The following is a 13,223-nucleotide window of genomic DNA, read 5'->3' as shown; positions in this document are numbered from 1 at the left end:
CGCCGGCGTAAATCGTTTTCCCCAAGGATAAGGGCATCGCGATGCGTTTTAGTCATATCGGTTATGTGGTTGGCGACAGCGACGCAACAGCTGTCGCGGTTAAACCGTTTTTCCCGGTTATCGTCCGCTACAAAGAATATGTAGCCGCACAAAAAGTGTTCATCACCCTGCTGGAAACTGTCGATGGGCACAGCCAGATAGAGTTGGTCGAACCGCTGGAAAACAATCTCCCCTTGCGCGAGTTGTTGGCCAAATCCGGCAAGTCGTCACTGCCCTACCATATCTGCTTTGAAGTCGATGACTTTGACGAGCAATTCAAAATCATGAAGAGCGCGGGCTGGATCGTACTGACGCGCCCGTTCAACGCCTTTGACAGCAACCACCGCTCCAGCCACCTCTATCACCCTGATGCCGGGGTTATTGAAATCATGTCAGGCCCGCTATGAGTCAACTCTACGATGACACGTTCGCCGGGCAATCCTGCCCGTTGGGCGCAGACGCCCAGCAGATTGCTGACCAACTGCGCAACTTCGGCGACACACGGCAGATCATGGGGCAGTGGTCGTTCGCCCCGACGCTGAACTCTCTCGGCTTGCCGCAACGGTACCAGGTACCGCCAAGCCGTCAGGTGATCAGCCTGGCCGCACGCTATGAACTCTACGAACAGATCGGCTTCGTCTCCCCGGCGCTTATATTCAGCGCGCCCGGGCCGAGCATGGCGGCTTATGTCGTTGCCGGGCTGGGCAACGAACAGCAGCAGGATGCCTTTTTCGGCCAGTTCCAACAGGCATTGTGCTGGTCCTGTTTTGCGATGACCGAACCCACACAGGGAAGCGATGCCGGGGCCATGCAGACCACAGCGACACCGGTGGACGGTGGGTACCTTATCTCCGGGCGCAAGATGTTTATCGGTAACGGAGTCATCGCCCAAACCGGTGTGGTGTTTGCGCGTACCGCACCGGGGCAATTAGGGATCAATGCGTTTCTGTTTTCGCCACAAGACCCGGCCATCACCCGCCATCGCCTTGCGCTGACCGGGCTTGACGGTGCAAATCTGGCGCTGATGCAGTTCGACAACCTGTTTATCCCGGCAGGGGATTTGCTCGGGCAGCACTTGAAACCGACTCAGCGTTTTGCACAGTCGGCGATGGCGACGTTCGATGCGCTGCGCCCCTGTGTCGGCGCCCTGGCGCTGGGTGTGGCGCGACGCGCATTGCACGAGTGGCAAGCCTGCGTCACGCCGACCCCGGCACAGTCACAACGGCTGTCCCACATGAAGCGTCGCTGGTATGCCGCTTACCGTGAGGCGTCGATGGTCTGTCAGCAAGCAGATGAACAGCTAACCCCAGGGAAAAGCCCCGGCATGGTGAAAACCGCCTGTGTGATCCTCGCCGATGAAATTGTCAGCCAGCTTATCCATGCTTTCCCCACAGACACTCAGCCTGTACCGACAGCCCTGTGGCAGGCATTTCGTGATGTAAAAGCCTTTGAGTACACCGAAGGCACACGACAGATCCACCGACTGAACCAGAGTTTTTCACCTCGACAAACCAGCCAGGAGTGCCGATGACTATCGCCCCTCTCGTGCAGGGTCAACTGAATATCGTCAGTACCTGTGAAGCCATCACGCCGGACAGCCGGCACTTTATTGCCACCCGTGAGCTACCGACCCGGGCGCGCTGGTATCAACACTGGCCACACATCGATTGCGGCGAACGCCTGCACGCCAAGGCCGCTGTGGACCTGTGCCGCAGCGTCATCAGCGAGCCGTATCCGACACAGTTGGTTTACGACAGCCTTCACCCGGCGGCGCGCGGTGCGACTCCCCTGCTGCAAAGCCTGATTTCCCAATGCCCGGGCTTCATCGAAATCTGGGGCGTATGCAGTGGGCAATTTGATCCGCAATACGCCAGTTCGCTGGCAAGCACCCTGCTTCAACCCGGGCAACGCCTGCTGTATCTGTATGACCCGCTGCAGCGCCTGAGTGGTGATCCCGCGCCCCAGCTGGCAACGCTGCACTATCTGATCTTTTCTGCACAAGCCTAGGGGGAAGCAATGGATACCCAGTTTGCTTCACTGATCGAGCGCCTGGCCAAACCCTCCCTGCTGCCGATGCGTCCGGGTGAGTCGCGACAGCTGGCGAGCATGAAGACCGAGGTGGTCACCTGCGGCGACTACCGCAGCCGGGTGCTAATAGAGGAAAACCACGACCCACAGGCCAAAAGCGCGCTGTTGCTGCATGGCTGGGGTGGTCATCCGATGATGATGTCTGACCTGCAAGCAGTGCTGCAGGCCCAGGGATACAAGGTCTACACACCCTTCCTGCTGGGCCATGACCCCCACGCGCCGGCCAATTGCGATTTGCCCGGTCAGTGCTCGTTACTGTTGGAAATGCAGACCCGATACGGCCCGTTCGATACCGTGGTTGCCCATTCGGCCGGCGGGATCATCACGGCGATGGCTCACTGGCTGGGGTTTACCCTCAACCGCGTGGCCCTGCTTTCAGCCCCGGCTTCACTGTCCAGCCTGTTGCGGCATTACCTGGCGTTGCTCAAGGCAGACGAACATTACCTGCCACTGCTCGGTAGCTATTACCAAAGCCGCTACCCCATGCCCACCGACCTGCAGACCGCACACCCATACACCTTCCGCAGGGCGCGCGCACTCATCTTGCACGGCACGCAGGACCAAAGAATCAACCCGGCCGACGCCAGGCAAATCCATGATCAATTGCCGGATAGCCAGCTGCATATCATCGAAAATACAGGCCACTTGGGGATTCTCTCGCATCAGCGTACCCAGCAGGCGCTGGCCGGGTTTCTCGGCGCGAAAAACGCCGACCATGAAAAAGGGAACACCCATGTTGGGGCATATTGAATCCATCACCATTCACATTCCCGAGCAGCGCAAGTCACTGGCCGAGGTCGGTCTCACCCTTGGGTTGACCGCGCTGGATGTCAGGATGTTTTCACGCTTCTACGGCCTGGAGAGCTTCCCGCGTCATCCCGGCACGGTGGATGACCTGATGCGCCAGCTTCTGGAGCAATTCGTCGCCACTCATCCTGACATCGTCGCGCGCATCCGGCATGTGGTGCATGCGCATACCGTGCCGGCCCTGCGCCCGTTTCACGAGACCGGCAGGGCCGTGCTCGACGCATGCGGGTTTGCCCATGACACCGAGTACGGCAGCCTGACGATGGGCCACTGTGCGACCTCGTTGTCGGGCGTGGAGTATCTGTGCAGCCGCCTCAAGGACGGGGAATACGCCCTGCTGCTGATCGGCGAAAAAGCCTTCCACCCAAAGGTAGAGCTGCTGGATGACACCACCATCATGGGCGAAGCCGGCTGTGCGGTGCTGCTCGGTCGGTCGGGAGACCGCGCCAGGGTCATTGCCCGGCACAGCGAGCAGGCCGGCCAGTTCAGTCAGCACAAGGGGAATGAGCCGAGAACCAACCCGGAATTCGCCGATGCCTATTTCGCGTTCGTCAGCAATGCCATGCGCCGTGCAGCGCAGCATTTCGACTGCGCCCTGGACGCCCTGGACTGGATAGCCCCGCATAATGTCAACCTGTCGTCCTGGCAAAAAATCGCCGACGCACTCGCCATCCCCCGCGCAAAGGTTTTTTTGCAGAATGTTCCCCGCTATGGCCATTGTTTCGGTGCGGACCCCTACCTCAATCTGGCCGCACTCATTCGTGGGCAACAGCTTGCTCCCGGCGCCAAAGTGATGCTGGTCAGCGTCGGAATGGGTGCCACCTTTTCCTCGCTGTTGCTTGAGTTACCTGCAGGCAATGAAATCCCTGTCTTTTGCAACCTCAAGCAATACCCGGATATGAGGCCGAATTAAGTTAACGCCTAGTTCTTCCTCTACGCGAACGCAACCACCTATGAGCGATATCACCCGCCGCTATCCACAACTTTACGCGCTGTCAGAGCGACTTCTTGCCGCCGGACAGCTCGAGGAAAACAACCTCCAACTGGCGATCGCCTGTCTGGATGACCCGGAACTCAGAAGCCTCGCCTGTATCGGCATACCTTCACGGTTCAACCCTTGGGAAACGCCGGCATTTTCCAATGTCAGCTATCCCTGGCACCTGCAAATCATTGAGTACCTGAGCCGAACGGACGCCAGCGCCATGATGCTGTTGCCGGGTGCGTCCCTCAGTACCCGAGCCATCCTGACCCTGGGCAATGAACAGCAGCAGACACGTTTTTTTGCCTGCTTTGCCGAACGCCCAGCCTGGACGTTCTTTGCCGTCACGGAGCCCGAAATAGGTTCAGATGCCGGGGCTATCTCCACTGAACTCACGCACAGTGAACAGGGCTGGCGGCTCAACGGTACCAAAAAGCTGATCGGGGGCGCCATGCAGGCAAGCGCCGGCCTTGTGTTTGCGCGCTATCAGCAAAGCCAGCGATTGGTCATGGTATTCCCTGATGAAGCCGAGCCTGCCATGTTGCGCGAGCCACTGGGCACCGTCGGTTTGGCGGGCGCCGGTTTAACGCGCTTGACGTTCAAGGATTATCGCGTCCAGGAAGACGACATCCTGGGGCACGAGCGCCGCGAACTCCTGCAAGGGCTCAATTCCCTGAGTCTGGTATTCGAGCGTCATCGGCCAATGGTGGCCGCCATGGCGCTGGGCACCACATTTGGCCTGCTTACCACCCTCGACACCCGTCCCTTGCCGGCCATGGCACGGCGCTCGGTCGCGCGGCTGTGGCGAAAATATCATGTGATCTACCAGCAAATGCTGACCGTGGCAGAAGGCTACAGCAACGGCCAGCATCAGCATGCCCTTACCAGCCAGCTCAAGCGTAATGCCACCCGCCTGGTCGAGGAAACCGCGTGCCACCTGCCCCATTGGCTCAACCACGACGACTGGCTGGAAGATCGCTTGCTGCGCAAGCGCTATCGCGACAGCTTTGCGTTCGAGTACATGGAGGGCACCAGCAACATCCACCTGCTCAATAGCTTCCGTCCGCCCGCAACCCAAGGGACCAGCCTGTGACACTCTGCCTTGATCCTGCCGATATCGTGTTCCAGTCGTTTCACCATACTGATCCGGCCATGCCCGAGTCGGACCCCCATATCCCGCACTGGCGTTCTTATACGCAGCATTTCTTTCGGGCCAACGGTAAGCCGCTCAGCCCGCAGGACGATCGGGCGCTGGAGTGGGTCACCAGCACGGAGCGCGCCTCCTTCAGCGATATGATCGCTGTGCTGCTGCCCCGGCTGGCCACCGTCATCCAACCTGCGCGGGTGAAAACGGTGCTGATGGCGCATTGGACACCAGACCTGCACATGGGCAGTTCGGTGGTGAATGCCGCCATCCATCAATTGGGACTTTCAGCGTGCCTGGCATTGGCGATCAGCGATCGCGGACCGGACGCAGGTCTGTATGCGCTGGACGGCCTCAATGACTGCCTGGCCGGCAAAGACGAGGACGGACTTTTGCTGATTGCCGAGCAGAAAAACCTGATGTATTTCTCGCCGCTGATGGCGGCCCTGCAACCGGAAAACAATGCTTGCGTTTGCCTGTTCAACAAGCAGCAACGCGGCTTGCGCTACCGGGGGTTCAGGCGAGTGCGCCTTGCGCAATGGTCCAGCGATTACCTTTCGCAATCCGTTGAGCAGTTGGGGTTGACCAAGGAACGCCTGACCCTGATCGGCCCTGCCCGGCTACTGGAGGCGGCGCCTGCCGGCGCTCGCTCGTTTGCCGTCAACCCGAGGTTGCTGTGCGCGGGGCCTTTCGTTGCGCTGCGCACCTTCTGGGAGCCGCAACGTGACTACCTGCTGATCAGCGAAAATGATAACGGGATCAGCCTGTGCGGGCTCGCCGCCGAAGAGGGTCCACGATGAACATTGCGTCCCTGGCCACTTATATTCCATCTGCCCGCGTGTCCCTCGACGAGGTCGTCGCGCATCGCGGCGGCAGCCCGTCAGAAGCCCGAACATTTGGCCAACTGTTCGGCATGCGGGAGGCATCAACCCTGGCGGATGAAGAAAGCGCCGAGGGCTGCTTTCATGCCTTGCTCCAGCAACTGGGTGACAGCCTGGATGAAGGGGAAAAGATTGATGCGGTCATCTTGATCCAGGGCTTGCCCTCTCCCTCCTTGCGCCAAAGCGTCAACCTGCCATCCCTGCGGCAGCGGTCAAATTTTATCGCCGTGGATGCACCGTTGCTGACCCTCAACCAGCAAAACTGCGCCACCTTGTTCTGGGGGTTGCGGCTGGCCGAACGGTTGCTGGCAAGCGGCAAGCACCGCTGCGTGGCGCTGCTGGCAGGCGATACGCTCGCCGACTTTGACCTGGCCGAGCGCTATATCCCCGGCTGCACAATGATTGCCGACGGCTTCGTGGCCGCCCTGCTCAAACCAGGTGGCGGTCAACGCAGGGTGTCGGGCATCCAGTGCTTTTATCACCCCGGATTCTGGCAAGGCCTGGACGGTACTCGCGAGGACACCAAACGCTTCTATCAGTCCCACAACCATCTGGTCGAGCATGCCCTGTCGTCCTACCCCGAAGACGTGCGCAAGCGTGCCTGGCTGCTGCCGCACAATATCAACCGCCTCAGTTGGCAAACCTGGTTGCGCCATCCAGAAAACCGCGACCGATCGGTCGCCACCGACCTACTGAGCCAATGCGGGCACTGTTATACCGCAGACCCTCTGTTACTGCTCGACCGCTACGCCCCTCAGGATACTGGCCGCCCCGCCCTGCTGCTATCGGTGGGCCTGGGCGGCTGGGTAGGTTGCGCCGCCATTACCTCAGACGCCTTGCCGGAGGCAGTCCATGCTCAATAACGCCAATGCTATTGCGATCGTCAAGCCGTCCGCGGCCAAATTTGCGCAGCTGGGCTTTCTGAAAATTGCTGAAAGTGCCGTTCGCCAGCACGGGGACAAGGTCTGGATCGGTGAGGAAAAGGATGAGGTGCTGCTGCTGGCGGGCGCCCGACATATCCGTTTTTTCCTTGAGAACGAAAGCAGCTTTCACAAGGAGCTCGACAATGGCCATTCAGCCAGGCGGTTACTACTGGGCCAGTCGCTGATCACGGCAAGGGAAGGTGAAGAATGGCACCTGGCCAGAAAGTTGACCGCACCGCTGGTCAATCCCAAATCAGCGTTGCTCAAACAAGGCACCCAACACTCCGCTCAGTGGCTGGTGGACACTCTCCAGGACCCGGAGAAAGATTCCATGCAGGAGATCTGCCTGCAATGGGCACTGATGTGCGTTGCGCAAGGGTTCGTCGGCTCCACGCTCAGTCCTCTGCAACTGAATAGCCTGATCAATCACTTTCGCAGGATCTACCTGCAACTGATTGTCGATGAGCCGACCGAGGATTATGCCGCGTTATGCCAACACCCGGCCCTGACCGCGTTCCGCGAGGAACTTGAGGCAATGATCGGGCCTTTGATTACTGGCGACGGCGGCGGGAACGTCGACATGCTGCAACGCTTTTGCCAGGCGCTCGATATCAAGGCCAATCCGCAGGAACGGGAACGGGCGATCAGCATGTTGCTGGGCAACTTGGTTGCCAGCGTGGATAACACCGGTATCGCGCTGCTGTGGTGCCTGACCCACCTGTCACAACACCCGGATTACCAGAATCAGGTGCGTGAAGAGGCCCGCCACGGGACGCGCGACATGGCCAGCGCCATCGTCAAGGAATCGCTGCGCATGACCCCGGTTACAGCGTTTTTCGAGCGCGGCACTCTGGCCCCGCTGCAAATCGACGGTGTCAGCGTGCCGGCCGGAACCAAAGTGCTGTTCTCACCCTGGCTGGTCCATCGCAATGCGGCTTACTGGTCAGAGCCCCTGAGCTTCAGGCCAGAACGTTTTCTTGAAGGCCGGAAAATTGCACGGGAGCACTTTGTGCCCTTCAGCGTGGGGAAGCGCAATTGCGTAGGCATGGCGCTCGCGCTGGACCAGCTCACCACAGCCGTTGAAACGCTGTGCAGCCATTGCCATTTCACCCTGGCGTCATCGACTGCCCCCGCCGCACTCACACCGCTATACGGGCTGAATGTGATGCCCAGAGGCGCTATCAGTTTCACCGTCGAATCCGTGGACAGGGTCACTCAGCATGAATGCATCGCCTAACCTGGCGGGAGATGCCATCCCGCAACTCAGCGTATTCTGTTTTTCTGACGTGGCCCGGGACAGCTTTGCGGAAAAGTATGAACAGTTACTGAACACCGCCAGGCTGGCGGATGAGCTCAACTTCCATGCTATCTGGACACCTGAACGACACTTCCACACGTTCGGTGGAATGTTTCCTAATCCCTCCGTTGTCAGTGCCGCGTTGGCCGCCAGTACACAGCGAATCGCGCTACGCGCGGGCAGCGTGGTCCTCCCTCTGCATGATCCGCTGCGCGTCGCTGAAGAATGGGCGCTGGTGGATAACCTTTCTCGCGGCCGGGTTGGCGTCGCATTTTCCGCGGGTTGGCAACGTAATGACTTCGTGCTCCAGGCGCAGAATTACCATCAGCGCCATGAGGTCCTCTTCTCCTCTTTGGAGCAGATTCAGGCGCTATGGCGCGGCGAATCCGTGACGCGCCACGAACTGTCCCTGCCGGGACATCCGGAACCGGTCACATTGCAAACCTGGCCGCCCGCCTATCAAGCCGCCATTCCGGTTTGGGTCACGACGGGAAGCAATCCCTTGTTATTCAGCGAGGCCGGAAAACGCGGCCTGAATGTGTTGACGCACCTGATTTCACAAACCCGTGAACAGCTTCAGGAAAACTGCGCCAGCTATCGCCTTGCACGCCAGGACGCCGGGCTGGATCCGGCGGGCGGAAAGATCACGCTGATGATGCATACCCAAGCCGGAGAAGATCGGGAATCGCTGTTGCCACGTCTACGGGTGGCCCTGACGAGTTACCTGCGCGCTTTTATGCAGCTGTCTGACAATCTCAGTCAACCTTCGGCGCTTGAACAGGAGAAAACTGACAAAAAGCAGGCCTACACCCTTAAATGGGGAGTAGAAAAATACCTCAACCACTACGGATTGTTTGGCTCTGCCGCAGAGTGCCTGGAGCAACTGAAACAGCTCAAACGTGAAGGCATCGACGAAGTGGCAGGGCTGGTGGACTTTGGCATGCCTCAGGACAGTGTTGAAACAACGCTGCGCACACTGGCGACACTACTGTGAAATAAGGAGTTGTATGAACAACATGAATACCATGAAGCTGATGCTTGCGCTGCTGGCCAGCACGACCGGTTACTCTGCACTGGCCGCAGAGAAAACCTTTCCGCTGACCGCCTTCAGCAGCGTAGAAATCCGCCAGGGCATCAACCTGTCGATCAAATGCGCTGCAACGCCTTCAATGGTGGTCTCAGGCTCAGCGGACACGCTAAACAAGCTCCAGGTGACCACAAACGATAAGGCGTTGTTGCTGGTCAATGCCGCTGCGGAGAATGATCGCTTCGTCTCCCATGCGCTGGATATTACGCTGTATACCAGCGAGCCACTGACGGGGCTGACAGGTAAGGCAGGGGTCAAAATCGTGGCGCCGGCGTGTGCTGTCAATCAGTCCAAGCTGACGGTTGCCGGCAGCATGGGTGCAGACATTCAGATCGAGGGCAAGACGGGAGAGCTGGTGCTTGACCTGGCAATGGGCGGCACTTTCAACAAAAAACCGCAGCCCTTCACGGCTAAGGTGGCGAATGTCCGCATGAGCATGGGAGCGGAATCATCCCTGTGCCATATTCCCCGGATCAACGGCAGCCTGTCTGCCGGCGCACGCATGTCCGTCAGCCCATCGGCTCAGGTCGATACCGGCGCCACGGGCTCTTTCGCCAGCGAAATTTCAACCACTGATTGTTCGTAAACAGATCAACCCTCAGTTTGATGGCAACCGAGCTGCCATTGAACTGATGGGTGCTGCGAGGCCAGGATCGCACCGTAGGCCAGACAGAAAACACCTTCCCCTTGCACCTGGCAATAATGAATCTGCCCACGACTGGCAGAGGGTTCAACCACGACCTGCGCCATCCCGCTGGCGCCAGCCTGCGGGATGACACAAAAGCCTGCAAGCGATTGGGTCAGCCCCGTCCCTCGGGCCTTCAGCCAGGCTTCCTTGATACTCCAGAGCTGCGTAAAGCGAGTGAGGTAGTTGGCTTCGTCAAGCGCCAGCCAGCGTTGCTCATCCGGGTGGAAAAAGCGTTGGGCGATGGCTTTTTTTACCGCGACTTTTCCGCTGACGGCTTCCAGATCGACCCCGACTTCATAGTTCCGGCACAGGGCGATGGCGGCCGAATGACCGCTATGGCTCAAGTTGAAGCGCAGCCAGGGTTGCTCGGGCAGCCAGGGTTTGCCGGTAGCGGTTCTGGCGATTCGCACTTGATCAATCGGGATCGCCAAGTAGGCAGCCAGCACCTGATGCAACCAACCTTGAGCACGTTGGCGAACCGTCATTTCCGGCAGCCGATCGTTAAAGTGCTGCAACAGGCAGACACCCCGGCCTTCGATCAACTCAGGCAGGGGATTGCAACGGTAAATTGATGGTGACTTTGCAACCGGTGTGCTCATGACGATTTTCCAGGGACAAGTAACCCCCGTGGCTTTCAGCAATTTGCCGGCACAAAATCAGGCCGATGCCGGTTCCATTGGGTTTGGTGGTGTAGAACGGCACGAACAGATTCTTCGGATTAGTCAGCCCCACCCCACGATCCAGGATGGTGATCAATAAGCGCCCCTTCTCCTCGGCCCACTCGATATCGATGCTGTCAGTGCTGCTGCCCATCGACTCATCGGCATTCTTGATCAGGTTTATCAGCAACTGATGGACCTGTACCCGATCGAGGCTGGCCATCATCGGACGTGGTCCGCTCAGGGTAATCACACGATGACAGAACAGCAGCGGCAGCTCGGCCACCAGGGCCGTCAAATCCACACGCTCCTTCAGCGCCGGTGCCAGTTTCCCCAACTGCCTGTAGCTGCTGATAAACGCGATCAGCTCCCGTGCCCGCCGGTTAATCAGATCGATGCCTTCGGTAAAACCGGGAGGCAGGTTGTCAGAATGATGCCGGTAATGTTGTTGCAGCATTTGGCTGATGGAGGCGATGGGGCTGAGGGAGTTGTTGATTTCGTGGCTTATCACGCGTAACAGATCTTGCCAGGCTTTCTGCTCTTCCTGACGCAACATGTCGTCAACATCGCTGACAAACAACAGCACGTTCTGGACGCCATCTACCATGTAGGTGTCACTGGTCACTTTGTACCGACCCGGTCGCCCTTCATGGTCGGACACCACGGGGTGTTCGGTGTTGGCATTGTGCAAAAGATTATCCAGCTGCCAGGTACTGGCCGTCTCGCCAATCAACTTTTCCAGGGAGGTGCCCAACATGCGCGAAGCTGCGTTATTACACCAGATCAGGCGATGGTTGCCGTCCAGGGCATAGATGGCGACCGTGATATTGGAGATCACTTTTTGCAGCAGGAAATCCATCTCCCGCTGCTGTTGGCGGTGGCGCGACAATTGGCTGGAAATATCGTTGATTTGCGCAATGACCCCCTCGAAGGCCCCCGCCCCGGTGGTCACCCCGCGCAGGCTGAAATCTTCCTGTTCCACCGCTTCCAGCAAGTTGGATATGACGTTGATTTTATAAATCAGTTGCTGAAAAAAGTGATAGCTGAAATACACCAGCGTCACACACAGCACAAAAAGGGTGAAACACTTAAGGTAAATGGACTGGTGCGGAAAAAGCCAAAGCAGCAGGTAAGCAATAATTCCGCCTATCGGTGCCAGACTGCACAGCAGCAGGTGACGTATTTCAAATGACTGGAATAACTTACTCATGGCATATTTTTAGTTTTTCAAGCCGGCGATAAAAAGCGCTGCGGCTGAGTCCCAAGGATTCCGCGGCCTTGACCGCATTGCCGTCATACTGACGCAGGCGCTGTAACAGCAGGGTTTCCTCGACTTCGGCCAAGGTGCATCCGTCCGTCACCCCTGATGACAAATCGGTGACTTGGCCCGTCGCGTTCTGAGATGACACCGAAAACGGCAGGCAGAGGTCTTCCAGATCAATCACATTGGCGCGACACAGCAATACGGCGCGTTCCAACAGGTGGCTAAGCTCGCGGATATTTCCAGGCCATGAATAATCCAGCAGCCCCTGGCGTGCCTGGGGCAATAACACCGGCCGGGGTCTGTTGTATTTACGCGCAAAACGTTTCAGGAAGCGCTCAGTCAACGGTTCGATATCTTCCAGGCGTTCGCGAAGCGGCGGGAGCTGGATTTGAATCAGGTTCATGCGGTACAGCAGATCCTGACGGAACCGCCCCTCTGCCACGGCCTTTTCCAGGTCGGAGTTGGTGGCAGCGATGATCCGGCATTGAGTGGTCTGGGTACGCGAAGATCCGACGCGCTCAAACTGCCGCTCTTCCAGCACCCTTAACAGTTTCACTTGCTGGGTCAGAGGCAAGTTACCGATTTCATCGAGGAACAACGTCCCCTTGTCCGCCAATTCAAAGCGGCCGATACGGTTCTCCCGCGCATCTGTAAAGGCGCCTTTTACGTGGCCAAACATCTCGCTTTCAAATAACTGCTCGTTAATACACCCCATATTCACTTCGACGATACTGTGTTCGGAGCGCGAGGAAATCTGGTGGATATAACGCGCGAGCAAGCTTTTACCGGTGCCATTTTCGCCCAGGATCAGAACACTGGTATCGGTCACCGCGACCTTTTCCACCACGCTGATCAGACGCTTCATCGCCGGTGAGCGGACAACCCATTCGCTGTCCATATCATCTTCGAGCGCCAGTTTGAGCAGCTTGTTTTCTTCGCGCAGGCAATTGCCTGACCGACGCGCCTGACTCATGGCAATCTGCTGCTGAACGATGCTCAGCAAACGCTCGTTATCCCAAGGCTTTTGAATAAAATCGGCCGCCCCTCCCCGCATGGCGTTGACAATAATGTCGACGCTTCCCCACCCCGTCATCGCGACAGCCGGCAAGCAATCATCGAACTTCTTCATCTCGGCCAGCAACTGCAACCCTTCCATGCCTGACGTGGTGTCTTTCTGAAAGTTCATGTCCATCAATACCAGATCAACAGGTTTGGCGGACAAATGTGCAAGCAGGCGATCGGCCTGGGTTTCCAGGGTCACGTCGTACCCTTGCATGCGAAACAAGATATCGAGGCTGGTCAGAATTCCAGCGTCATCGTCTATAACAAGGATGTGTTTCTTATCGTTCATTTCAAGCATCCAGCTT

14 protein-coding genes are annotated in these 13,223 nt (G+C 58.2%); 11 read left to right on the top strand and 3 right to left on the bottom strand.

Going from position 1 to position 13,223, the window contains the following annotated elements:
• Positions 1-41: 41 nt before the first annotated feature.
• From K0F88_RS04395 to K0F88_RS04345, 11 genes are read left to right on the top strand one after another with little or no spacing between them, the layout of a single operon-like run.
• Positions 42-446, top strand: coding sequence for a VOC family protein (locus K0F88_RS04395; protein WP_219094188.1), 405 nt, complete (start codon positions 42-44; stop codon positions 444-446).
• Positions 443-1,570: an acyl-CoA dehydrogenase family protein gene (locus tag K0F88_RS04390; protein WP_219094186.1), complete on the top strand. Its 1,128-nt coding sequence runs from the start codon at positions 443-445 to the stop codon at positions 1,568-1,570. Before K0F88_RS04395 ends, K0F88_RS04390 begins: the two co-directional genes overlap by 4 nt.
• On the top strand, positions 1,567-2,046 hold the full coding sequence (locus K0F88_RS04385; protein WP_219094184.1) for a hypothetical protein: 480 nt from the start codon (positions 1,567-1,569) through the stop codon (positions 2,044-2,046). The genes K0F88_RS04390 and K0F88_RS04385 overlap by 4 nt, the downstream gene beginning before the upstream one ends.
• Before the next feature lie 9 nt (positions 2,047-2,055).
• A complete protein-coding gene (locus K0F88_RS04380) occupies positions 2,056-2,877 on the top strand; it encodes an alpha/beta fold hydrolase (protein WP_219094182.1) in 822 nt (273 codons plus the stop codon).
• Complete coding sequence (locus K0F88_RS04375) at positions 2,861-3,847, top strand: 3-oxoacyl-[acyl-carrier-protein] synthase III C-terminal domain-containing protein (RefSeq protein ID WP_219094180.1); 987 nt, start codon at positions 2,861-2,863, stop codon at positions 3,845-3,847. The genes K0F88_RS04380 and K0F88_RS04375 overlap by 17 nt, the downstream gene beginning before the upstream one ends.
• A gap of 40 nt (positions 3,848-3,887) precedes the next feature.
• Positions 3,888-5,006 (top strand): acyl-CoA dehydrogenase family protein, encoded by a 1,119-nt coding sequence (locus tag K0F88_RS04370; RefSeq protein ID WP_219094178.1) that lies wholly within the window; start codon positions 3,888-3,890, stop codon positions 5,004-5,006.
• A 59-nt stretch (positions 5,007-5,065) separates the two neighbouring features.
• The gene (locus K0F88_RS04365) at positions 5,066-5,857 is read left to right on the top strand and encodes a hypothetical protein (RefSeq protein ID WP_257605182.1); all 792 of its coding nucleotides are present in this window, start codon (positions 5,066-5,068) and stop codon (positions 5,855-5,857) included.
• A complete protein-coding gene (locus tag K0F88_RS04360) occupies positions 5,854-6,801 on the top strand; it encodes a 3-oxoacyl-ACP synthase (protein ID WP_219094174.1) in 948 nt (315 codons plus the stop codon). The genes K0F88_RS04365 and K0F88_RS04360 overlap by 4 nt, the downstream gene beginning before the upstream one ends.
• Positions 6,791-8,098 (top strand): cytochrome P450, encoded by a 1,308-nt coding sequence (locus tag K0F88_RS04355; RefSeq protein ID WP_219094172.1) that lies wholly within the window; start codon positions 6,791-6,793, stop codon positions 8,096-8,098. Before K0F88_RS04360 ends, K0F88_RS04355 begins: the two co-directional genes overlap by 11 nt.
• Positions 8,082-9,152 (top strand): MupA/Atu3671 family FMN-dependent luciferase-like monooxygenase, encoded by a 1,071-nt coding sequence (locus K0F88_RS04350; RefSeq protein ID WP_219094170.1) that lies wholly within the window; start codon positions 8,082-8,084, stop codon positions 9,150-9,152. Before K0F88_RS04355 ends, K0F88_RS04350 begins: the two co-directional genes overlap by 17 nt.
• 13 nt (positions 9,153-9,165) lie before the next feature.
• Entirely contained in the window at positions 9,166-9,831 is a 666-nt protein-coding gene (locus tag K0F88_RS04345) for a GIN domain-containing protein (RefSeq protein WP_219094168.1), read from the top strand.
• Positions 9,832-9,836: 5 nt separating this feature from the next.
• Here the strand turns inward: K0F88_RS04345 and K0F88_RS04340 are convergent, their stop codons facing one another.
• From K0F88_RS04340 to K0F88_RS04330, 3 genes are read right to left on the bottom strand one after another with little or no spacing between them, the layout of a single operon-like run.
• Complete coding sequence (locus K0F88_RS04340) at positions 9,837-10,448, bottom strand: 4'-phosphopantetheinyl transferase superfamily protein (protein WP_257605181.1); 612 nt, start codon at positions 10,446-10,448, stop codon at positions 9,837-9,839.
• Between the two features lie 28 nt (positions 10,449-10,476).
• Positions 10,477-11,802, bottom strand: coding sequence for a PAS domain-containing sensor histidine kinase (locus K0F88_RS04335; protein ID WP_219094166.1), 1,326 nt, complete (start codon positions 11,800-11,802; stop codon positions 10,477-10,479).
• Positions 11,795-13,207, bottom strand: a complete 1,413-nt coding sequence (locus tag K0F88_RS04330; protein ID WP_219094164.1) for a sigma-54 dependent transcriptional regulator — start codon at positions 13,205-13,207, stop codon at positions 11,795-11,797. The genes K0F88_RS04335 and K0F88_RS04330 overlap by 8 nt, the downstream gene beginning before the upstream one ends.
• Positions 13,208-13,223 lie beyond the last annotated feature (16 nt).

It is taken from the genome of Pseudomonas sp. UMAB-40, from assembly GCF_900095275.1.
Classification (GTDB): Bacteria; Pseudomonadota; Gammaproteobacteria; order Pseudomonadales; family Pseudomonadaceae; genus Aquipseudomonas; species Aquipseudomonas mandelii_B.
This window is presented reverse-complemented; position numbering and strand designations above follow the sequence as displayed.